The sequence below is a fragment of the Mesorhizobium sp. LCM 4577 genome (genome assembly GCF_001854795.2).
Lineage (GTDB): Bacteria > Pseudomonadota > Alphaproteobacteria > Rhizobiales > Rhizobiaceae > Mesorhizobium > Mesorhizobium plurifarium.
Genome location: NZ_MDDU01000002.1, coordinates 387,568 through 409,649, shown reverse-complemented (window position 1 = coordinate 409,649; position 22,082 = coordinate 387,568). Strand labels below are relative to the sequence as shown.

The 22,082-nt window shown below is 66.3% G+C and carries 16 protein-coding genes; 2 read left to right on the top strand and 14 right to left on the bottom strand.

Translation table 11 applies throughout. The features are described from left to right. Nucleotides 1-22: 22 nt before the first annotated feature. The 9 genes from LCM4577_RS06460 to LCM4577_RS06420 form a co-directional block, all read right to left on the bottom strand. Nucleotides 23-2,509, bottom strand: a complete 2,487-nt coding sequence (locus LCM4577_RS06460) for an EAL domain-containing protein (RefSeq protein ID WP_071070298.1) — start codon at nt 2,507-2,509, stop codon at nt 23-25. A 302-nt stretch (nt 2,510-2,811) separates the two neighbouring features. Continuing rightward, on the bottom strand, nt 2,812-3,210 hold the full coding sequence (locus tag LCM4577_RS06455; protein WP_071070296.1) for a DUF1801 domain-containing protein: 399 nt from the start codon (nt 3,208-3,210) through the stop codon (nt 2,812-2,814). A 76-nt stretch (nt 3,211-3,286) separates the two neighbouring features. Beyond that, complete coding sequence (locus LCM4577_RS06450; protein WP_071032712.1) at nt 3,287-3,730, bottom strand: DUF1801 domain-containing protein; 444 nt, start codon at nt 3,728-3,730, stop codon at nt 3,287-3,289. Then, nucleotides 3,730-3,963, bottom strand: coding sequence for a hypothetical protein (locus LCM4577_RS06445; protein ID WP_071070294.1), 234 nt, complete (start codon nt 3,961-3,963; stop codon nt 3,730-3,732). Before LCM4577_RS06445 ends, LCM4577_RS06450 begins: the two co-directional genes overlap by 1 nt. Before the next feature lie 39 nt (nt 3,964-4,002). Beyond that, entirely contained in the window at nt 4,003-4,395 is a 393-nt protein-coding gene (locus tag LCM4577_RS06440; protein WP_071070292.1) for a VOC family protein, read from the bottom strand. A gap of 77 nt (nt 4,396-4,472) precedes the next feature. Beyond that, complete coding sequence (locus LCM4577_RS06435) at nt 4,473-4,877, bottom strand: SRPBCC domain-containing protein (protein ID WP_071032715.1); 405 nt, start codon at nt 4,875-4,877, stop codon at nt 4,473-4,475. Then, nucleotides 4,874-5,197: a helix-turn-helix transcriptional regulator gene (locus LCM4577_RS06430; RefSeq protein WP_040990288.1), complete on the bottom strand. Its 324-nt coding sequence runs from the start codon at nt 5,195-5,197 to the stop codon at nt 4,874-4,876. Before LCM4577_RS06430 ends, LCM4577_RS06435 begins: the two co-directional genes overlap by 4 nt. A 197-nt stretch (nt 5,198-5,394) precedes the next feature. Then, nucleotides 5,395-5,856: an NUDIX hydrolase gene (locus tag LCM4577_RS06425; RefSeq protein ID WP_071070290.1), complete on the bottom strand. Its 462-nt coding sequence runs from the start codon at nt 5,854-5,856 to the stop codon at nt 5,395-5,397. A gap of 217 nt (nt 5,857-6,073) precedes the next feature. Next, nucleotides 6,074-6,370 (bottom strand): hypothetical protein, encoded by a 297-nt coding sequence (locus LCM4577_RS06420; RefSeq protein ID WP_082369999.1) that lies wholly within the window; start codon nt 6,368-6,370, stop codon nt 6,074-6,076. Nucleotides 6,371-6,694: 324 nt separating this feature from the next. On the opposite strand from LCM4577_RS06420, the gene LCM4577_RS06415 reads away from it, so the two are divergent. Both LCM4577_RS06415 and LCM4577_RS06410 read left to right on the top strand, forming a co-directional pair. Continuing rightward, entirely contained in the window at nt 6,695-14,905 is an 8,211-nt protein-coding gene (locus tag LCM4577_RS06415; RefSeq protein WP_244508235.1) for an autotransporter outer membrane beta-barrel domain-containing protein, read from the top strand. Nucleotides 14,906-14,937: 32 nt separating this feature from the next. Then, on the top strand, nt 14,938-15,534 hold the full coding sequence (locus LCM4577_RS06410) for an invasion associated locus B family protein (RefSeq protein WP_040990285.1): 597 nt from the start codon (nt 14,938-14,940) through the stop codon (nt 15,532-15,534). 185 nt (nt 15,535-15,719) lie between these two features. Here LCM4577_RS06410 and LCM4577_RS06405 read toward each other — a convergent pair whose 3' ends face one another. The 5 genes from LCM4577_RS06405 to LCM4577_RS06385 are packed head-to-tail and all read right to left on the bottom strand — an operon-like array spanning nt 15,720 to nt 22,082. Continuing rightward, nucleotides 15,720-16,412 carry a response regulator transcription factor gene (locus LCM4577_RS06405; RefSeq protein WP_040990284.1) on the bottom strand — a complete coding sequence of 231 codons (693 nt, stop codon included), beginning with the start codon at nt 16,410-16,412 and terminating at the stop codon, nt 15,720-15,722. After that, entirely contained in the window at nt 16,409-19,132 is a 2,724-nt protein-coding gene (locus LCM4577_RS06400) for a sensor histidine kinase KdpD (protein WP_071070617.1), read from the bottom strand. Before LCM4577_RS06400 ends, LCM4577_RS06405 begins: the two co-directional genes overlap by 4 nt. Before the next feature lie 53 nt (nt 19,133-19,185). Further along, the gene (gene kdpC / locus LCM4577_RS06395) at nt 19,186-19,749 is read right to left on the bottom strand and encodes a potassium-transporting ATPase subunit KdpC (protein ID WP_071070288.1); all 564 of its coding nucleotides are present in this window, start codon (nt 19,747-19,749) and stop codon (nt 19,186-19,188) included. Between the two features lie 12 nt (nt 19,750-19,761). Beyond that, on the bottom strand, nt 19,762-21,855 hold the full coding sequence (gene kdpB, locus LCM4577_RS06390; RefSeq protein WP_071070286.1) for a potassium-transporting ATPase subunit KdpB: 2,094 nt from the start codon (nt 21,853-21,855) through the stop codon (nt 19,762-19,764). Then, the gene (locus tag LCM4577_RS06385) at nt 21,852-22,082 is read right to left on the bottom strand and encodes a hypothetical protein (protein WP_071033146.1); all 231 of its coding nucleotides are present in this window, start codon (nt 22,080-22,082) and stop codon (nt 21,852-21,854) included. The genes kdpB and LCM4577_RS06385 overlap by 4 nt, the downstream gene beginning before the upstream one ends.

Here is a 22,082-nt window from a genome sequence, read left to right as displayed (position 1 = left end):
TTTTCCTGGAATTGCTGGGTAATTAGCCGGCTTTGCGGCGCAGCGTCCGCGCCAAAGCCTCCCAGCTATCCGCCGTTGCATCGCGCTCGCTGCGATTGCCGCGCACAACGGTGGTGGCATCGAATGGCTGGGGCCGGGCAATCGCATAGCCCTGCGCATAGTCGACGCCGATCGCTTTCAAGGCGTCGAGAATGCCGTCGCTTTCGACGAATTCGGCGATGGTGCGTTTTCCCGTCACCTTGCCGATGTGGTGGATCATCTCGACCATGGCGCGATCGATGCGGTCGTCGAGCATGTCCTTGACGAAGCCGCCGTCGATCTTGAGGTAGTCGACCGGCAGATGCTTCAGATAGGCGAAGGACGACATGCCGGAGCCGAAATCGTCGAGCGCGAAGCGGCAGCCGAGCCCGCGCAGGTCGGCGATGAAGCGCATGGCTTCGGTCAGATTGGCGATGGCGCTGGTCTCGGTGATCTCCAGGCAGATCGTTTCGGGCGCGATGGCATGCGCGGCGAACTGCTCGCGCATGAAGCCGAGGAACGTCTCGTCGCCGAACGTGGCGCCGGAGAGATTGATCGCGCAGGTGGATACCGGCACCGCCTGCGGGTCGGCGAGCCTCGCCGCCAAGATGGCGAAGGTGTTGCGCACCACCCAGCGGTCGATCGCCGTCATCAACCCGTAGCGCTCCGCCGCCGGTATGAAGCTCTGCGGGGTGACGAAGCTGCCGTCCTCGTCGGTCAGCCTCAGCAGGATTTCGATGTGCGCGCCTGCCTCGGCGATATCGTCGCGCAGCGGCGCGATCTCCTGCGCGTGCAGCCTGAAGCGGTTCTCGTCCAGCGCGGCATGCAGGCGCTGCACCCAGGCCATCTCGCCGAAGCGCTCACGAAGTGYCGTGTCGCCGTCATTGTGGAGCTGGACGCGGTTGCGGCCCTTTTCCTTGGCCATGTAGCAGGCGACGTCGGCGGCGCGCAGCACCTCCTCCAGCGTCATGCCTGCATTGGCGACTTCGACCATGCCGATGCTGACGCTGATGTTGAAGGGACGTCCATCCCAGGAGAAATGCAGATCCTGGACCGTGGCGCGCAACCGCTCGGCGGTCGCGGCGGCGCAGTCGGCATCGCAATCGAAGAGCAGCACGCCGAACTCATCGCCGCCCAGTCTCGCCAGGATGTCGCCGGGCGGCAGCTCGTTGGCGAGCAGCACCGAGATCTGGCGCAGCAGCTGGTCGCCGGCGGCATGGCCACATGTATCGTTGACCAGCTTGAACTGATCGAGGTCGAGATACATCAGCGCGTGCCGGCGCGGCCTTTGCGGCGCTTCGGAGATCGCGCCCGCCAGCCGGTTCTCGAAGTCGCGGCGGTTGACGAGCCCGGTCAGCGCATCATGCGATGCCTGCCACGACAGGCGCTCGATATAGTCCTGCTCGCGCGTCATGTCGTGCAGGGCCAGAACGCACCCCAGGATCGCGCCGGAAACGATCAGCGGCGCGCCATTCAGCGCCACGGGCACGACCGAGCCGTCGAGACGCTCCAGAAGCTGCGGGCGCACGTTGGACCGGCGCGGCTCGCCTGCGAGCAGGCGCGTGATCAGATCGGTCTCCTCGACGCCGCTGTCCTTGTCGACGAGCCGGAACAACGAGGCGACCGGTTTGCCCTTGGCGGCGGCCAGCGGGCAGGCGAGCAGCCTCTCCGCTCCGGCATTCATATAGTCCAGCCGCCCCTCGGCATCGGTGCTGATGACGGCCTGGCCGATCGAGGCCAATGTGATCTGAGCGCGCTCGCGCTCGGCATTGAGGGCGTTCTGAAATGCCTGGCGCTGTTTCATCAGCTTGCGCGTGCGCCAGACGGCGAGCAGGATAAGCAGGGCAGCGGTGGCGAGATTGGCCGCCGTCAGCGCCATCTTGATGAAGCGCGATCCCTCGCCGAGACTGTCGGAAAAGGCCTTGGCGAGCGGTCCGATCCGGCGGTCGAGCTGGTGGATTTGCGCCTTCCACAGACCGATCTCGGCTGACGATGCCGGCCCGTTATCGAGCCTGCGATGCATGTCGTCGCCCAATCTTTCGATGGCGAGGATCATCTCGTCGGCATCCGTCCAGTGGCGGATCGCGGTATCGAGATAGCTGACGCCGCGGAAATTCCGGAACAGCCAGATCAGGCCGGCGACATCGTCGGGGTGATTGTTGCCGCCAAGAAAGCCAAGCCGGGCCGCATTCGTGTCGGGCTCGGCCTGTTCGAGCGCCAGCCGCGCGGCGCGATCTGCGAGCGGCACGGCGATGGCTTGGCGATATTCGTTGAAATACTCTTCCCGGCCTGTGTCGGCATAGAGGCTGAGGAAATAGATGGCGTGCTTCTGCCCCTTCGACCATTGGCTTTCGCCGCCGACATAGGCGCGCACGGCAGACAGCGTGTGGAGGCTGAGTGTCGCAACCAGCGCCTGGATCAGCACGACCGCGACGAAAGGCCAGACCAGTCCGATGAGACGCGGGGCGGCGTCGGTCGATGACAGCTTCATCCCATTCCCATGGAGCTCGTTCTGGCTCCCTCGGTGTCTGTCCGACCGGCTCATCCGTCGGTTGAGACGATGTTCTTCCCCGCATGTCGCCCGGTTACCGGCGACACCGATCCAGATAGCGCGCCTGACTTAACGGCCGATAAATTTGTCCAGTATTTGTTTCATGAATTATTGCTCAGCAACTGAAGGACGTTTACGCCGCGTGATGGCGATATTTGGCGCATAGTAAATATCCCCGGTGCGAGCGCGCCGAAGTAAAATTCGGCAAAATCAATCCGATAACGCCCCTCGGTCGCCGCCTCTCAGCGTTTGGTCTTCGATCTGTTGAGGCTCACGGCTTCGCGGACGAGCGCCTTCAGGGCGTCGGCGTCGATCGTGTCGCCTTCCTTGAAATCGATGGCGCGCCTGGTATTGCCTTCAAGGCTGGAGTTGAAGAGTTTTTTGGGATCGGGCAGCGCCGCGCCCCTGGCGAAGGTCAGCTTGACGACGGCCTTGTAGGTCTCGCCGGTGCAGATCATGCCGGCATCCTCCCAGACCGGCACGCCGCGCCATTTCCACGTCTCGACCGCTTCGGGCGCGGCTTGCCGGATCAGGGCGCGGAGCCGGGCAAGCGTCTCTCCGCGCCAGTCGCCGAGTTCATCGATCCTCGCATCGATCAGCTCGGATGGAGACTTCTCGCCCTGGGCGCCGTCTTTTTCCATGTTCGGTTCTCCCGCGGCTGAATGGAAATTGCAATCGTGTCTCTTTCAGGGAGACGGCGCTTGATCGTTGCCGCGCTTACATCCGTTCACCGGGCAACTGGCTTGCCTGCTTCACCCAGGAGACGAACTGCGCCTCGTCGAGCCGATCGTTCTCATGGATGTGGAGATAGCGTGTGTCCTTGCTCCTGGATTCGACCGGCGGCACGGGCTCCAGCGACAGGCCTCGGAAGAACGCCACCTTGATGTATCTGGCGAAGCAGTGGATGCCGAGGAACCAGCCTTCGCCTTCCATGCCGTAGAATGGAGAGTTCCATTTGACGGCCTTCTGCACCTCGGGGACGGCGTCCATGATGAGTTGGTCGAGCCGGCGCCCGACCTCGCTCTTCCAGCCCGGCATCGCCGCGATGTAGGCCTGCACGGGAGCGTCGCCATAGCCCTTGGCGATCTGCGGGTTGCCGCCTGAAAGCAGGGCAGGTTTCGCGTTCGCGGACCCGGCAGCCTTCGATTTCGCCTTCGCCATCAGGCCGATCCCGTGCGCTCGCCCGCCGGCTCACCGCGCTGCCTGCCGGTATAGGGCAGCACGAACATGTAGAGCCCGCTGAACAGCAGCAGGAAAAGCGGGATCAACGGCGAATAGACGATCCAGGCGGGCGGCGGACCCATGGTCATGGCGGCGAAATTGGCAATGACGGTGACGGTGAAGATGATCGACAGCCAGCGGTGAAGCTGCCTGATCCATTTGCTCCAGTTCAATCTAACCTCCCTTGCAAATGACGAGACGGATCGAGCTGCCTACCAGCGCGCCAGCTGCGAGAGCTGAACGAGGTTGCCGCAGGTGTCGTTGAGCTGCGCGATGGTGGCGCCCGTCACCGCGGTCGGCGCCATGGCGAAGGTGCCGCCATTGGCCTTGATGCGCTCATGGTCGGCCTTGACGTCGTCGGTGAACAGCATCAGCGCCGGCTGGCCCTGCTTGAAGATGGCCTGCTGATAGGTTTTTGCGGCCGGATTGTCGTTGAGCGCCAGCTGCAGCTCGGTGCCGTCAGGGTCGTCCGGCGAGACGACAGTTAGCCAGCGAAACGGTCCGTTGGTGAAGTCGGCCTTCCTGGTGAAGCCCAGCACGTCGGTGTAGAAGCCGAGCGCCTTTTCCTGGTCGTCGACATAGATGCTGGTCAGCTTGATCTTCATTTCCTGTCTCCATTGCTTACGCCTGCGGTTTGCCGCCCCGCCAGGACCGTGTTTGTCTTTTGAAGCTTCGGCGGACGTCAATCGATCCGCGAAAGCAGCTGCTCCAGGGCCGTGAAGTTGCGCTTCCAGCCAACCGTGGCGCCGCGATAATACGGCTTCTGATCCGTGCGGAAGCCGATCTGCTCCATGCGCAGATGCGTGCCCGTGCCCGTCGGGGTGAGCGTCCAGGTGACCACGCTCTCGAGGTCCTTGGTGTCCCAGCTGTAGGATAGGGTCCTGTTGGGCTCGACCGCCCGCACCTGGCAGTCGACACCGCCCCATTCCGCGTTCAGGCTGAAGCGGTGGTCCACGGCCGGCTTGAAGTCGTTCTTCATCAGCCACTCCTCGATGAGATGCGGCTGGGTGAGCGCGCGCCAGATCTTTTCCGGCGGAAAAGGTATCTCGCGCTCGACGATGACGGAGCGCGTTGCGGCTTCATTCATTGATCCATCCTTTTGAGCAGGTCTTCCAGGTCGTCGAACCGGCTTTCCCAAAATCCCGCCATGTCGCGCGTCCAGTCCATCAAGGGCGCAAGCGCCTTGAGCTGGGCGCTGTAATGGGTCTGGCGCCCTTCATGGCGGTCGCGCACCAGACCCGCCTCCTTGAGGACGCCGAGATGCTTCGACACCGCCGGCTGCGATACGCCGGCCTGCGCGGTCAGCGCCCCGACCGTCTGCTCGCCCTGGCGGCACAGACGTTCGAAGATGGCGCGCCGCGTCGGATCGGCAAGCGTCCTGAACAGCATGTCATGCGCGGTCGTCATTCCAATCAATAACCCGTTGGCTATTAATTGACGTATAACCGTTGGGATATGTATGAGTCAAGCAGCGAATGAGGGCCACTCGAAACCGCGGAACAATCGCGGGAAGGCGAACGAAACAGAGGCGGCTGACCAGGGAATGGCTCTGTGCCTGCACCGCCACGCCGCGCCCCTTCCGAACGACACCGAACAGGGATTGCCTATGCCGCCGCCGGAACGGTCAAATCCCGCAACAGCGTCGAAAGCTCCGGCTCGTCGATGAGCAATGCGGCATCTGCCGCCGGCAGCCATGCGCGCTGCCGGTTCGCGGCTTCCCGCCAGTCGGCGAGCTCCTCGGTGACCTGCAGCAGGTAGACCGCCACATCGACGCGAATGAAGCCGTTGGTCATGCGTTTCCAATAGGAATAGGTGCCGGCCGGCTGCTTCAGCGCCTTGCCCAGAACGCCCGCTTCTTCCTGGGCTTCGATCGTTGCCGCCTTGCGACCGCTCTTGCCCTTCATCGGCCAACCCTTCGGCACGATGAAGCGCCGCGTGGTGCGCGAGGTGACCAGCAGCACTTCGAGGCTGCCGTCTTCCCCCAACCGATACGGAATGGCCGCCACTTGGCGGATCCGTTGGCCTTTCCTGGCTTTGCGAACTGCTTTCTTTTTGGTCGTTGCCATCCCAAATTCCGGTGAGAGCAGCGTTTTGCCGCATGCTGTCCGCGCGGCGTCTCACCGTTTCGTCGAAACGGCGAACCGCTCTATTTCTCTGTCCTGACGCAATTCCTGACGGAAAACCGTGTCACACTTTTCCTGGAATTGCTCTAAAACCACCGCCCTTGCAATCCGCCATTTTGCCAGCAAGTAAGTCGGCTAATAAACTGAAAAAAACAAAATGTCAGCGGCAAACCCTGGAAATCGTGTTGCCAACCGCTTCCATCCGGCATGTCTTGTCATATACCGGCACATCGGGCTGGCTCCTGGGCGGGGTCGGCCGGTCCAGCTCGCGATAGATCTGCTGTTGCTGCTGGTACTGCTGCCGCTGCAACCTGTTCTGCAATTGCTGCAGCTCATTCTGTTGCACCAATGCGTTGCGGTTCGTCGGGATGACGATTTGCGCATAAGACGGCGCGACCTGAGAAATCGCGGCCGCCAGCATGGCGCCAGCCAGAACAGCCAGAGAGTGACGAAGCATCCGCGCGGCTCCCATACGAAAAACCATGCATTTCATATAGTGCGGGCGGCCAATAACGCCATGGCTGACTGCAAAGCGTGATGCGGCTCACGGAAGCCGCGCGATTGTCGTCATATGACGACTGGCAAACGCCGTGCGATTTGGTCAGTGTCCCTTACGTAAGTTTTTGGCTTCCACAACCAAAAAGTTAGGATATCCTAAAGAAGGCATCGCTCATCAACCGGGCGGTGTATCGACTTGGACGGGCATGACGCGGCCTGCAAGCCGCAAGGGACGTGGCGCTGACTTAAGGGTGGTGAGCGCGATCACGACGAGGGGTGGGGCATGTCGCTGTTTTCGAATCAGCGCGCGCAATGTGCGTTGTGCATTGCGGATCATCGGTCCGGTGCCAGGGGAACAGGAGCCGGCGATTTCAACCTGAGCATCGGCCGGGCCGCGGTCCTGGCGGGCCGTCTCGGTTTTCTGCTCGGCGCGACGGCTCTGGCCGGGCTTTCCGTCCATTGCGGCTCTGCCCATGCGCAGGTGGTGATCAACAATGACGGGGCGCCTGGCGACGATGGCGCCAATGCCTTCGGCGATTCGGACGGCGAGAACGGCGACCCCGGCGGAAATTCCACCTTCACCAACAATGCTCCCATCTCCACTGTGGGAACGGCTGCCTTTGTCGGCAGCGCCAAGGGCGGCGACGGCGGCGACGGCGGGACCGTCATCCACGCCACCGCGATCCCGCCCTTTGTCGAACTCGAGGGCGGCGACGGCGGAGATGGCGGGCCCGGCGGCGTCGTCGACATCACCAACACCGCCGTGCTGCAGACGTCAGGCGGATCCGCCGATGGCATCATCGCCAACGCAAGCGGCGGCAACGGCGGCGATGGAGGATTCGCCGCTTCTCTGGGCCTGTCGGATGGCGGCGTCGGCGGCCGCGGCGGCAATGGCGGCACGGCCACCGTCACCACCACCTCCAGCAGCGACATAACCACGACCGGCGACTTCTCCAATGGCATCAGCGCCATCTCGGATGGCGGCAATGGCGGCGACGGCGGCTTTGCCGGAGCGATCGGCAGCGGCGATGGCGGCGATGGCGGAGCTGGTGGCTACGGCGGTCCCGCCTCGGTCGACAATGCCGGCACGATCCTCACGCAAGGGGCGTTCTCGAAGGGCATTCTCGTGCGTTCCGCCGGCGGCGTCGGCGGCGATGGCGCCGGCGGCGGCGGCCTGATCGCCGGCGGCGGCGGCAATGGCGGCGTGCCGACGATCGGCGGCACGGTGGACGGCAAGAACTCGGGCAACATCACAACGATGGGCGACTATGCCAGCGGCATGGTCGTTCAGTCGGTGGGTGGCGGCGGGGGCGACGGCGGCGGTGCTTTCGGACTGTTCGGCGGGGGCGGGTCGGGCGCCGCGGGCAATGACGGCAGCACCGCCACCGGCACCAACACGGGCACGATCAAGACCAACGGCGTCGGCGCCATCGGCATGCTCGTCGAATCGATCGGCGGCGGCGGCGGCGACGGCGGCGGCGCGGCCGGCGTGGTCTCAATCGGCGGCACGGGCGGCGGCGGCGGCAAGGGCGGCACCGTCAATGCCAATGTCGGCGGCACGATCACCACGGGGGCGGACGGCAGCGGCGACGGCGCGCATGGTGTTCTTGCCCAGTCGGTCGGCGGCGGCGGCGGCAACGGCGGCTTCGCGCTTTCGGCGGGCGCCAATATCGCGGTGGCGATCGGCGGTGGCGGCGGCACGGGCGGCAACGGCGGCGCCGTCAACGTGAACCAGGCCGGCGCGGGCGCGGTCGTCAGCACGACCGGCAATTCGGCAATCGGCATCCTCGCGCAATCGGTCGGCGGTGGCGGCGGCAATGGCGGCGGCAGCTTCGCCATCGGCACGATCGCATCGGTCGCCATCGGCGGCAGCGGCTCCGCCGGCGGCGACGGCGACGTGGTGACCTACAACATCGCCAACGCCAAGGTGACGACGAACGGCAGCGATTCCACGGGCATCCTCGCGCAATCGGTCGGTGGCGGCGGCGGCAATGGCGGCTTTGCGCTGAGCGGCGCCGGCGTGGTTGCGGTCGGCGTCGGGGGCCAGGGCGCCGCCGGCGGCGCCGGCAAGAAGGTCGACGTGACCTCGGGCGGCAGTGTCGAGACCTTCAAGGAGCGGTCGGCCGGCATCATCGCGCAGTCGCTGGGCGGCGGCGGCGGCAATGGCGGCTTCGTCGTTGCCGGCAGCTTCGGCGCCACCGTGGGTGTCGGCGGCTCGGGCAGCAAAGGGGGCGACGGCGGCGAGGTCTTCTTCCGCTCGCCCGATGGCGGGACGCAGTCCATCACCACGCATGGCGCGGATTCGGCCGGCCTGATCGTGCAGTCGATCGGTGGTGGCGGCGGCAATGGCGGCTTCGCCGGGACATTCGCGGCGATAGCAACCGTCGGCATCGGCGGCGGCGCGGGAGCGGCGGGTGCCGGCGTTGCTGTCCACACGACCTATAACGGCTCGGTCGAGACCTTCGGCGAGCGCTCGGCCGGCATCATCGTGCAGTCGATCGGCGGCGGCGGCGGCAATGGCGGCGGCGTCATCGGCCTGAGCGCCGGCATCACCGTCGGCGTCGGCGGGAACGGCGCCGGCGGCGGCGGGGCAGGCGCCGTCGAATACCATTCCGCCAGCACGACCATCACCACGCATGAAGTGAATTCGGCCGGGCTCGTCGTGCAGTCGATCGGCGGCGGTGGCGGCAATGGCGGCTTCTCGTTCAACCTCGCCGCCGGCGCCTCCGTCGGTGTCGGCGGCAAGGGCGGCGCGGCGGGCGCGTCGAACACCGTCACCGTCGACATCGACGACGGCACCATCCATACGATGAAGGACCATTCGACGGGCATCCTCGCCCAGTCGGTGGGCGGCGGCGGCGGCACGGGCGGCGGCAGCATAGCCGGCAGCCTGTCGCTCAATGTCGGCATCGCCGGCAACGGCGCCGGCGGCGGCAATGGCAACACCGTCGACGTCACCAATGGCGCCGACATCACCACCGACGGAATCCAGTCGCACGGTATCCAGGCGCAGTCGATCGGCGGCGGCGGCGGCTCGGGCGGCTTCTCGATCGCCGTCGGCGGGCCTTCGCTCGCGGTCGGCGGCGCGGCCGCGGACGGCGGCAGCGCGATGAAGGTCACCGTGACCAATTCGGGCGTGATCCAGACCAATGAAGATCTGTCGGTCGGCATCCTGGCCCAGGCGATCGGCGGCGGCGGCGGCGACGGCGGCCTGGCGGGGGCCGGCGGCCTGTTCACCGCGGTCGGCGTCGGCGGCAAGGGCGGCGGCGGCGGCAACGGCGCCGAGGTCGAGGTCACCAACACCGCCAACATCACGACCAAGGGCGACCTCGCCCACGGCATCATGGCGCAATCGGTCGGCGGCGGCGGCGGCAATGGCGGCAATGCCGGCGCGGTGTCGGTCGGCGCTTTCGTCGGCGTCGGCGTCGCCGTCGGCGGCGATGGCGGCGCGGGCCGCGACGCCATGAAGGTCACGGTCGACCATACCGGCGACATCACCGTCAGCGGCATGGGCGCCAAGGGCATCATCGCGCAGGCCATCGGCGGCGGCGGCGGCAATGGCGGCAAGGCCGTCGCCGGCGCCTTCAGCGCCGGGCTCTATGCATCCGCGGCCGTGGCGGTGACCGTCGGCGGCAGCGGCGGCGACGGCGGTTCGGGCGGCGAGGTGTTCGTCAAGGCCAACGGCAAGATCGTATCGCTGACCGACGCTGACGGCTCGGGCGGCATCGTGGCGCAGTCGATCGGCGGCGGCGGCGGCAATGGCGGACGCGCCACCTCGATCGCCGGCGCGGTCAGCGACGAGGTCACGATCAATGTCGGCGTCGCCATCGGCGGCAGCGGCGGCAACGGCGGCCAGGGCAACAAAGTCACGGTCGAGTCCGGCTTGGTCGGCGGCGGCCAGATCATCACGCATGGCTTCCAGGCCGTCGGCATCCTGGCGCAGTCGGTCGGCGGCGGCGGCGGCAATGGCGGCGACACGTTCGGCGGCGCGGGCGGTTACGGCAACAGCGTGACGGTGACGGCGACCGTCAACATCGGCGGCAAGGGGGGCGGGTGCATCGACGACGATCCGACCAAGTGCAACAACGCGGGCGATGTGCACGTCACCAATGCGATGACCGTCTCCACGGACGGCGATTCCTCCAGCGCCATCGTGGCGCAGTCGATCGGCGGCGGCGGCGGTAATGGCGGCACCAGCACCGGCGGCTCGGCTTCCCTGGGCGGCGGCGATGGCGTCACCGTCAACGCAAACTTTGCCATGGGCGGCAGSGGCGGCAAGGGCGGCTACGGCAACACGGTCGATGTCATCAATTCGGGCAATCTGACCACGACCGGCGCCTTCTCGTCCGGCATCATGGCGCAGTCGATCGGCGGCGGTGGCGGCATCGGCGGCTCCAGCACGGCCAAGTCCTACAATATCGGTGGCACCAGCCAGACCAGCGTCAGCGTCAACATGGGTCTCGCCGGCTCCGGCGGCGGCGCCGCCGACGCCATGAAGGTCACGGTCAACAACACAGGCATCATCCTCACCTCAGGCTTTGGCTCCACTGGCATCATGGCGATGTCGGTTGGCGGCGGCGGTGGCGCGGCGGGCGCCGCGTCGGCTTCGGACGAAACCGTAGGCGGCGATATCGGCTCCGGCGACGAAGGCTCGACCTCGGTTTCGATCGGCGTGGCTCTCGCCCTTCCGGGCGGCACGGCCGGCAATGGCGGCGAGGTTTCCGTCACCAACAACAACTGGATCATCACCGACGGCGCTTTCTCCTACGGCATCAGCGCCAGTTCGATCGGCGGCGGCGGTGGCGTCGGCGGCTCGGCCTCGGCCGGCGCCACGGCCGAATACGCCATTGGCGGCGCCATCGCCGGCGGCGGCGGCAGCGCCGGCAACGGCGCGCTCGTCGAAGTCACCAACAATTCGAACGGCTTCATCTGGACCAAGCGGGAGAACTCGATCGGCGTCTTCGCGCAGTCGATCGGCGGCGGCGGCGGTTCAGGCGGCGCGGGCAAGAGCACCGGAAGCGACGGCGGCACGGTCGATGTCAAGTTCTCGATGGGCGGGCTGGGCGCCGGCGGCGGCGACGGCGGCGAGGTGCATGTCACCAACAGCGGCATCATCGAGACCGACATGGCCAACTCGCACGGCATCATGGCGCAGTCGATCGGCGGCAGCGGCGGCGTCGGCGGCGCGGCCGCCTCGACATCGGCGGACGCCAAGGTTTCGATCGCGGCATCGCTCGGCGGTCTCGGCGGCGACGGCGGCATCGGCAAGTTCGTCCATGTGATCAACAATGCGAGCGGCCAGATCGTCACCAACGGCGACAATTCCTACGGCGTCTTCGCACAGTCGATCGGCGGCGGCGGCGGCGCGGCCGGCAGCGGCTCGACCGAGACCGGCGAGGCCGAGGACGTCGCGGTCAACCTGTCGATCGGCGGCATCGGGGGCTCGGGCAGCCGCGGCGGCGACGTCACCGTCGACAACCACGGCGAGATCACGACCTACGGCTATCTTTCGCATGGCATCTTCGCGCAATCGGTCGGCGGCGGCGGCGGCGCCTCGGGCGCAGCGGCCAGCGCTTCGACGGCCGACATGAGCATCGGCGGCGCGGTTTCCCTGCCGGCCGGCGACGGCGCTAATGGCGGCCATGTCATCGTCAACAATGACGGCGTCATCACCACCAACAAGGACGGCGCGATCGGCATTTTCGCCCAGTCGATCGGCGGCGGCGGCGGCTACGGCGGAACCGTTACGGCCGACACGGCCGGCGACAGCTCGGTGGCGCTGCAGATCGGCGGCTTCGGCGGCAGCGGCGGCAATGGCGGCAAGGTCGAGGTCGACGTCTCCGGCAAGATCGAGACGTTCGGCGCGCGCGCCCATGGCGTGGTGGCGCAGTCGATCGGCGGCGGCGGCGGTTATGGCGGCGACGCCAGCGGCAAGGCCTCGAACGCACTGGCCATCGGCGGCCTTGGCGGCAATGGCGGCGACGGCGGCGACGTGACGGTGACCCGCACCGGCGAGATCATCACGCACGGCAAGGATTCCATCGCCATCATCGCGCAATCGGTCGGCGGCGGCGGCGGTTTCGGCGGCGCGGGCTTCGGCCGCTTCGGCGCCGATGACGACGGCGGCGGGCCGAATGCCATCGGCTTCAACACGCCGGGCGGCACCAAGGGCACCGGCGGCACGGTCACCATCATCCAGTCGGGCGCGATCGAGACCGATGGCGACCGCGCGCATGGCATCGTCGCCCAGGCGGTCGGTGGCGGCGGTGGCGCGGGCGGCAATTCCTCGCTCGACATGAACCAGTCGGCGGCCGGCTCGCAAGGCGGTATCGGCGACGCGGCGGCGGCGACAGCCAGCACCGACAGCCAGGTCTGGGTGAAGGGCGCTAGCTCCTATGCGATGTTCGGCCAGAGCGCCACCGGCCAGGGCAACTCCAACCTCGTCCATCTGACCGCCGGCGGCAGCCTGTTCGCGCAGGGCGCCGACTCGGTGGCGGCCTATGGCGAGAGCACGGCGCAGGGCACCAAGGGCAACATCACCATCGATCTCAAGGGCCAGTACACGATCGGCGGTTCCAGCACCGGCGTTGCCGTCATGCTGGTGGGCGGACAGGACAACACCGTCAACAACAACAGCCTGCTCTATGCGATGGGCGCGACGCCGACCTTCTCGATCATGCAATCGAAACTGGCGGCCTTCAGCGCCTCGCTCCTGGCGCCCGGTCCCGTCGTGCCGGACGATGCGATCCTGGAATCGCTGCTCGACCAGTTCAGCCCGCTCGCGGTCACCGGCACCTCGGGCAACGATACCTTCAAGAACCAGAAGAGCATCGTCGGCCTCGGCCGCGTGATCGGCAATGTCGATCTCGGCGGCGGCATCAACGAGTTCGACAATTTCGCCGATTCCTCGTTCGTCGGTCTTAAATCGATCAATCTCGGCGCCGGCGGCATGTTCAAGAACCAGGGCCTGATGACCAACCAGGGCATCGGCGTGGTGGCGACGGTCGACGTCACCGGCGGCTGGACCCAGGACAATACCGGCTCCTTCGTCACCGATATCGACCTCGACAACCAGATCACCGACAAGCTGACCTTGACGGAGACGGGCGATTTCGCCGGCACGGCGCCGCTCAACTTCCTGTCGATCGACAAGCTGTTCACGCAATACACGCTGGCGACGGGCTCGGCGATGACGGATTCCGGCATCACGGCGCAGACGTTGCATCCGGCGGTCGGCTTCAACTTCCTGACCCGTGTCGACAACGGCACCGACCTTGTGCTCTACGCCGACAACCCGACCTTCCTCGAGCTGGCGCAGGATCCGGGCTCCGGCACGACGGATCCCGGCGTGTTCCAGATGGCGCAGTATCTCGACGACGTCGAGGCCGCCTCGAGCCCGGACAATCCGATGGCGCGGCTGATCAACATGCTGCGCTTTTCGCAGACCGAGGCGGAGCTGGGCGCGGCGCTGACGCGGCTCACCCCGCACTATGCCGTGCACACCTTCGACATGATCAACCGCTCCACCGACACCATGCTCGACCAGGCGCATGAATGCACCGGCGTCGCGGCCTACAAGAATACCGACGACCGCTGTATCTGGGGCACCATCACCCCGCAGGCCGAATACAGCAGGAATGCCGGCGCCGGCACCACCAGCCGGGACGATACGTTGAAGACCATGTCGTTGGGCGGCATCGCCGAGGTAGGGCACAATTGGTCGCTCGGCGCCACGATCGGCCGCACCGAGTATGATTCCAAGATCGCCTTCAACGGCGATGAGCTGTCGGACACAAAGGGCGAATCCTGGCAGGCCTATGCGCTGGCCAAGTACGAGAACAACAACTACTTCGCCGACTTCGCGCTCGGCGGCGGCACCGGCTCCTTCAAGGGCGAGCGCGACACCCATATCGATCAGGTCGGCTTCATTCCCGGCGAGACGCTGGACGGCGTCTATCTGCCCGAGGAGCTGCTCGACGGCATCGGCAACAGCGTCACCTACAATCAGGATACCTCCCAGTTCGGGGGTTCGGCGCGGGTCGGCATGACGCATCAGATGGGCGCTTTCTACCTGCAGCCGACGCTCCAGTTCGACGCGCGCTGGCTCGACGTCTCCGGCAAGGAGGAGGGCTCGGTCGCCGCCTTCAGCTTCGACGGCAGCGACAACATGTTCTATGCCGTGACGCCGGCGCTGGAGGTCGGCGCCGACATCCCGGTCAGCGACATCGCCAGTTTCCGCATCTACGGGAAGGCCGGCGTCGAGTTCTCCACCAAGCAGTGGGAGATCGAGGGGCGTTTCGCCGCCGCCGAGAATCTCCCCGGCAACCCGGCATTGCACTTGACGGAGGCCATCGATTCGCCGCTCTATCGGGTCGGCGCGGGGCTGGAGCTCAATGGCGTCAACGGCGTCGGCCTGGCGGTCAGGTACAACGGCGCCTTCGGGGAAACGGTCAAGCAGAACGCGGTCAGCGCGTCTCTCAAGGTCAGCTTCTAGCTGACGCGGGACGACGGCCAAGAAGGGATGTCATGAGGACCAAGTACGCGTCTATCGCGGCGATGCTGGCAGCCGCCTGCATTGCCGGTGTGCCGGCGGCCGGGTTTGCCGCGCAGAACAAGAGCGACAAGGCGGCGCCCGCGGCCAAGCCCGCCGACGCGACGGCCAAGCCGCAGCTGCCGGGCGGCGCCTCGGCGCTGTCGGAAACGCATGGCGACTGGACGGTCAACTGCCAGGTCACCGGCACTAACAAGGTCTGCAGCCTGTCGCATCAGCAGTTCAATAAGCAGAGCGGCCAGCGGCTGCTGGCGATCGAATTGACGACCAAAACCGGCCAGGACTCCGCCGGCACGCTGGCGCTGCCCTTCGGGCTTGCGCTCGCCAACGGCATCTCGCTCGAGATCGACGACAAGAAGCTGGACGGGACGCTGCAGTTCAACACATGCCAGGCGGTGGGTTGCCTTGTGCCGGTGACGTTCGACGCCGATACCACGCCGCTTCTGCAGAACGGCACCACGCTGAAGATCAACGCAATCGCCGCCGACACCATGCAGCCGATCTCCTTCACCATCTCGCTCAACGGTTTTGGAAGCGCGCTTGCGCGGACGGCGGATTTGTCGGCGGATTGATCGGTCTGCACTGCCAGGATACTGCCTTCGACAGAAGAGCGCTGCGGCGGGCAGAAATCTGAAACGCTGGCGGGACAGAGGGGGGTGTGAAGGAACGCGACGCCACAGCATCCTTCTGATCGTCTCACCAGGAGCTTCGCTCGCCCTGACCTTGGACAGGGGCTTCGATAGAGACTCCGTCGAACCTACTCAACCTCGCGCAAACGGTATCCCACGCCGGTCTCGGTGATGATGTAGCGCGGCTGGTCAGGCGTCTTCTCGATCTTCTGCCGCAGCTGGCGCACGTAGACCCTGAGATATTGCACGTCGGTCGAGTCGTTCCAGATCTGCTTCATCAGGAACTGGTGGGTGAGCACCTTGCCGGCATATTGCACGAGCATGCGCAGGATGTCGTATTCCTTGGGCGACAGTTTCACTTCCTTGCCCTCGACCTTGACGATCCGCTTCACCAGATCGACCGAGAGGTCGCCGGTATGGAACACAGGCTTCTCGCCCTGCTGCTGGAATTTGTGGCGCAGCGCCACGCGGATGCGGGCGACGAGCTCGTTCATGCCGAAGGGCTTGGTCACGTAGTCGTCGGCGCCGAGCTCGAGCGCCGCGACGATACCGGCCTCGTCGGTGCGGCTGGAGAGAACGACGACCGGAATGTCGAGCCCGTCGCCGCGCCATTTGCCAAGCAACTCGAGGCCGGTCATGCCGGGAAGGCCGAGATCGAGCAGGATCAGGTCCGGCCGTTCGGTCTGCATGAGTTCGAGCGCCGCCTTGGCGTTCGGCGCTTCGGAGACCGCATAGCCCTGGCTGCCCAAGCCGACGCGCAGCAATTTGCGGATCGGCGGCTCGTCGTCGACGATCAAAATGGAGACGGTCCGGTTTGTCATGCCGCATCATCCGTAAGCGGTGCGCCGARCGCCGGCAACTCAGCCGGCACCGGCATGCGGATGGTGAAGATCGCGCCCGAACGGTCGGTGCGGTTGGCCGCCGCGACCGTGCCGCCCATCGCCTCGATGAAGCCGCGGCTGATCGACAGACCGAGACCGGTGCCGGCGCGCACCTGATCGCGTTTGCGCACGCGGTAGAAGGTATCGAATATCCGCTCCAGGTCATCGGGCGGGATACCCGGCCCCTCATCCATCACCTGCAGGATGACAGCGCCGCTGTCGACCCAGGCCTGCAGGCGGATGGCAGACCCGGGCAAGGCGTATTTGGCGGCATTGTCGAGCAGGTTGAACAGCGCCTGCTCGAACAGCACGGGATCGAGCTTGAGCATTGGCAGGTCGGCCGGGATGTCGGTCTCTATTCTGTGCTCGGCCGTGATCTTCTGCGCCCGGTTCAGCGCCGAGCCGACGACATCGCCGACATAATGGAGCGCCGAATTCGGTTCCATCGCGCCCGACTCGATCCTGGTCATGTCGAGCAGGTTGGCGATGAAGCGGTTCAGCCGCTCGGACTCGCTGACAACCGTCGACAGAAGCTCCGCGCGGTCCTTTTCCGGAAGCGCCGGCGCGAATTCCTTCAGCGTGCCGGCCGCGCCCATGATCGCGGCAAGCGGCGTCTTCAGATCATGCGAGATGGAGGTGAGCAGCGCCGAGCGCAGCCGGTCGGCTTCAGCCGCAAGCCTGGCACGGTCGACATCGGCGACGAGCTGTACGCGCTCGATGGCGACGGCAGCCTGATCGGCGAGGGCGTCGAGCAAACGCTGCTGCTCAGGCGTGAGCAGCGGACCCTGCTTGTCATTGTCGAGGCCGACGACGCCGATCGCGGTTCGTCCGGTGCGCAAGGGGAGATAGAGGCGTTTTGCGCCGGGCAAGGTGTCGGCGCCGCGGCCGGCGGCGCGGTTGTGCTCCCAGGCCCAGCGCGCGGCCGCGATATCGGCCTCAGCCAGGGTGTCGTCCGGCGGATAGCCGGCCTTGACGGTGATGGTGCCGTTTTCCGGCAAAAGCAGCACGACGCGGACCTTCAGCATCGAGGCGATCTGGAAGGCGGTGGCCCATAGAACATCGTCGAGCGTGCCCGCGCCGGCGAGCTTCTTGGAGAAGGAGTAGATGTCCTCGGTGGCGCGCGCCCGCGAGCGCGCGGCGACCGCCTGGCGCTGCACCCGCGCCGTCAGGTTGCTGGCGATGACGGCGACGACGAGGAAAACGGCAAAGGCAACGATGCTTTCCGGGTCCCTGATCGTCAGCGTGTAACGCGGTTCGAGGAAGAAGAAGTTGAAGGCAAGCGCGGAGAGGAAACAGGCATAGAGCGCCGGCCAGAGCCCGAATGTCACGGCCGATGTCAGCACCGCCAGAAGCAGGACGCTGGCGAGATTGCGGACGTCGAGGAACTGGTCGAGGATCGAGCTGACGGCCAGCGCGCCGGCGACATAGGCCGTCGAGAACAGATAGGGCCAGATCTGGAAAGGTTTCTGCTCGGGCGCCGCCTTCACCCGTGCCGGCGGAGCGTCGTCATCGCGCTCGGCGCCCGAGATGACGTGGACGCTGATGTCGCCGGCATTGCGGATCAGGTCATAGGTGAGCGAGCCCTCGATCAGCTCGCGCCAGCGCGAGCGGGTCGGCCGGCCGATGACGATATGGGTGAAGTTGTTCGCCGTCGCGTGGCGCACGATGTCCTGGGCGACGTTCTGACCGGGAATGGTGGCGATCTCGGCGCCGAGCTGCTCGGCGAGGCGCAGGTTCCTGGCCAGGCGGTCCTTGTCCTCCTCGGACAGGCCCGCGAGGCGCGGCGTGTCGACGTGCAGCGCCGTCCAGGGCGCGCGCAGCCGGTCGGCGAGCCTTCGCGCATAGCGGATGCGGGCCGCCCCGCCTGGCCGCGAGTCGACGCAGACGAGAACCCGCTCGCCGGCCGCCCACGGTCCCGGAATGGCGTGCGACTGCATGTGGTTGAGCAGCTGCTCGTCGACGCGCTGGGCCGTGCGGCGCAGGGCCAGCTCGCGCAGCGCCGTCAGATTGCCCGGCGAGAAATAGTTCTCGATAGCGCGCTGCGCGGTGTTGGGGAAATAGACCTTGCCGTCGTGCAGCCGCTTGATCAGGTCGTCGGGGGTGAGGTCGATGACCTCGATGTCGTCGGCCTCGTCGATGATGGAATCGGGAACCGTCTCACGCACTCTGACGCGGGTGATCTGGGCGACGACGTCGTTCAGGCTTTCCACATGCTGGATGTTGAGCGTGGTGTAGACGTCGATGCCTTGCGCAAGGATCTCCTGGACGTCGAGATAACGCTTGGGGTGCCGGCTGCCCGGCGCGTTGGTGTGGGCAAGCTCGTCGACCAGGACAAGCGCGGGGTGCCGCTTCAGGATGGCGTCGATGTCCATCTCGTCCAAGGTCTGGCCGCGATAGTCGACCAGGCGGCGCGGGATCACCTCATAGCCGTCGACCAGGGCCTGGGTTTCCTTACGGCCATGCGTCTCGACGACGCCGATCACGACATCGACGCCGTCGGCGCGGCGGGCGCGGCCCGCCATCAGCATCTCGTAGGTCTTGCCGACGCCGGGCGCTGCGCCGAGAAATATGCGCAGGCGGCCGCGACCCTCGCGCTCGGCATGCTCCAGCAGCGCGTCGGGAGAGGGGCGGTTCTCGGGGTCGGTCCTGTCGTCCGGCATCAGTCCAATCATGAATTGCGCCGGGGACCGTGTCGATCCCCGGCGCGGGCGGATTATTTCAGCTCGTCCAGCGCAAGGTTCAGCGCCAGCACATTGACCGCCGGTTCGCCGAGGACGCCAAGCTCGCGATCCTCGACATGGCTGTCGACGAGCGCCTTCACCTTGGCCTCGTCCACGCCGCGGGCCTTGGCGACATGCGGCACCTGGAAATAGGCGGCCTCGGGGCTGATGTCGGGATCGAGGCCGCTGCCGGAGGTGGTGACGAGGTTCATCGGCACCGGTGCGTTCGGGTTTTCGGCCTTCAGCTTCTCGGTATCGCCTTTGATGCGCTCGATGAGCTTGGGATTGGTCGGGCCGAGATTCGAGCCGCTGGAGGACGTCGCATTGTAGCCGTCGCCGGCGGCCGATGGCCGGCTGTGGAAATAGCGGTCGCCGGCGAAGGCCTGTCCGATCAGGCTGGAGCCGATCACCTTGCCGTCCCTGGTGATCAGGCTGCCATTGGCCTGGCTCGGGAACAGCGCCTGGGCGATGCCGGTCATGCCGATCGGATAGATGAGGCCGGTCAGCACCGTGAAGAAGACGATCATGACAAGAGCGGGTCTGAGTTGCTTGAACATAGGGGCAAATCCTTATGCGAGGCCGAGGGCCGTGACGATCAGGTCGATCGCCTTGATGCCGGCGAACGGCACGATGATGCCGCCGAGGCCGTAGATCAGCAGGTTGCGGGTGAGCAGCGAGCCGGCGCCGATGGCACGGTATTTCACGCCTTTCAGCGACAGCGGGATCAGCGCGATGATGATCAGCGCGTTGAAGATGATGGCCGACAGGATGGCGCTCTGCGGTGTCGCCAGGTGCATGATGTTGAGCGCCTGCAGCGGACCGGTGGACTGGCCGGGCGCGACGTAGAAGACCGCGAACATCGCCGGGATGATGGCGAAGTATTTGGCCACGTCGTTGGCGATCGAGAAGGTGGTCAGCGAGCCGCGCGTCATCAGCAGCGCCTTGCCGATCTCGACGATCTCGATCAGCTTGGTCGGGTCGCTGTCGAGGTCGACCATGTTGCCGGCCTCGCGCGCGGCGACCGTGCCGGTGTTCATGGCGACGCCGACATCGGCCTGGGCCAGCGCCGGCGCGTCGTTGGTGCCGTCGCCGCACATGGCGACCAGCTTGCCCTTGGCCTGCTCCTCGCGGATCAGCGACAGCTTGTTCTCGGGCGTCGCCTGGGCAAGGAAGTCGTCAACGCCGGCCTCGGCGGCGATCGCCGCTGCGGTGAGCGGGTTGTCGCCCGTGATCATCACGGTGCGGATGCCCATCTTGCGCAGCTCGGCGAAACGCTCAGCTATGCCGCCCTTGACGATATCCTTGAGGTGGACGACGCCGAGCAGGCGGCCGTCGCGCTCGACCGCCAGCGGCGTGCCGCCGGCCTTGGCGATCTCGTCGGCAACAGCCTGCAGGTCGCGGATGGCGTCGCCAGTGGGACGCGTGCCGTGAGCAGCGACGGTCGCCTGATTGACATGAGCGAGCACCGCATCGACCGCGCCCTTGCGCACCGAGGAGCCGTCGATGTCGACGCCGCTCATGCGGGTCTGCGCGGTGAAGGGCACGAAGGTGGCGTGCAGCGTTGCCATGTCGCGAGCGCGTATGCCGTATTTCTCCTTCGCCAGCACGACGATCGAGCGGCCTTCCGGCGTCTCGTCGGCCAGCGAGGCAAGCTGGGCGGCGTCGGCCAGTTCCTGCTCGGTGACGCCCTTGACCGGGCGGAACTCGGTCGCCTGGCGGTTGCCAAGCGTGATGGTGCCGGTCTTGTCGAGCAGCAGCGTGTCGACGTCGCCGGCRGCTTCGACGGCGCGGCCGGACATGGCGAGCACGTTGAAGCGCACCAGGCGGTCCATGCCAGCGATGCCGATGGCCGAGAGCAGCGCGCCGATCGTGGTCGGGATCAGCGTGACGAACAGGGCGACGAGGATCGTCACCGGGATATAGCCGCCCGAATAGGAGGCGAAGCTCGGAATGGTTGCGGTAGCCAGCACGAAGATCAGCGTCATGCCGACCAGCAGGATGTTGAGCGCGATCTCGTTCGGCGTCTTCTGGCGCTCCGCACCCTCGACCAGCGAGATCATGCGGTCGAGGAAGGTCTGGCCGGACGCGGCGGAGATGCGCACGCGGATCCAGTCGGACAGAACTTGGGTGCCGCCAGTGACGGCCGAACGGTCGCCGCCGGATTCGCGGATGACGGGCGCGGATTCGCCGGTGATCGCCGCCTCGTTGACCGAGGCGACGCCTTCGATCACCTCGCCGTCGGACGGGATGATGTCGCCGGCCTCGACCAGCACGACATCGCCGACCTTCAGGCTGGTGCCCGGCACCAGTTTGAATTTGGTGCGGTCGCCGTTGTTGAGCAGCTTGGCCTGAGTCTCGGTGCGCGCCTTGCGCAGCGAGTCGGCCTGCGCCTTGCCGCGGCCCTCGGCCACGGCCTCGGCGAAATTGGCGAACAGCACGGTGAACCACAGCCAGATGATGATCTGCAGCGTGAAGCCGAGATCGCCGCCGCCGGTGACCAGGTCGCGGACGAAAAGCACGGTTGTGAGCAGCGAGACGACCGCGACGACGAACATCACCGGGTTCTTGACCAGCGTGCGCGGGTCAAGCTTGCGGAAGGCGCCGCCGATGGCGGGCACCAGGATGCGCGCATCCATGATAACAGCGGATTTGGACTGGCTCATTTTTGGGTTCCAGTATCGGTTATGTTGGACGGCGCCGGGTGTTCGGTCTTCGGGAACAGGTGCGGAAGGCCGGTGGCCAGCAGCCACAGCACGAACAGTACGGCCGCCATGCCGAGGAAGGTTGAAAGGGTCGGGAAAGGACGAGGCTTCTCGTCCTTCCCGTTGTCGGGCGCTCCGTCACCGGTCTGGTGAGGGTCGTTGCGACGTATGTCGTTGAAGCGGGGCAT

What these genes read in the sequence shown, in the direction of transcription:
- LCM4577_RS06455 (WP_071070296.1), bottom strand. Translation starts at nt 3,210, where the DNA reads ATGGAAAAAGACGGCGCCCAGGGCGAGAAGTCTCCATCCGAGCTGATC.
- LCM4577_RS06450 (WP_071032712.1), bottom strand. Translation starts at nt 3,730, where the DNA reads ATGGCGAAGGCGAAATCGAAGGCTGCCGGGTCCGCGAACGCGAAACCT.
- LCM4577_RS06440 (WP_071070292.1), bottom strand. Translation starts at nt 4,395, where the DNA reads ATGAAGATCAAGCTGACCAGCATCTATGTCGACGACCAGGAAAAGGCG.
- LCM4577_RS06435 (WP_071032715.1), bottom strand. Translation starts at nt 4,877, where the DNA reads ATGAATGAAGCCGCAACGCGCTCCGTCATCGTCGAGCGCGAGATACCT.
- LCM4577_RS06430 (WP_040990288.1), bottom strand. Translation starts at nt 5,197, where the DNA reads ATGACGACCGCGCATGACATGCTGTTCAGGACGCTTGCCGATCCGACG.
- LCM4577_RS06425 (WP_071070290.1), bottom strand. Translation starts at nt 5,856, where the DNA reads ATGGCAACGACCAAAAAGAAAGCAGTTCGCAAAGCCAGGAAAGGCCAA.
- LCM4577_RS06420 (WP_082369999.1), bottom strand. Translation starts at nt 6,370, where the DNA reads ATGCTTCGTCACTCTCTGGCTGTTCTGGCTGGCGCCATGCTGGCGGCC.
- LCM4577_RS06410 (WP_040990285.1), top strand. Translation starts at nt 14,938, where the DNA reads ATGAGGACCAAGTACGCGTCTATCGCGGCGATGCTGGCAGCCGCCTGC.
- LCM4577_RS06405 (WP_040990284.1), bottom strand. Translation starts at nt 16,412, where the DNA reads ATGACAAACCGGACCGTCTCCATTTTGATCGTCGACGACGAGCCGCCG.
- kdpC (WP_071070288.1), bottom strand. Translation starts at nt 19,749, where the DNA reads ATGTTCAAGCAACTCAGACCCGCTCTTGTCATGATCGTCTTCTTCACG.
- LCM4577_RS06385 (WP_071033146.1), bottom strand. Translation starts at nt 22,082, where the DNA reads ATGCCCCGCTTCAACGACATACGTCGCAACGACCCTCACCAGACCGGT.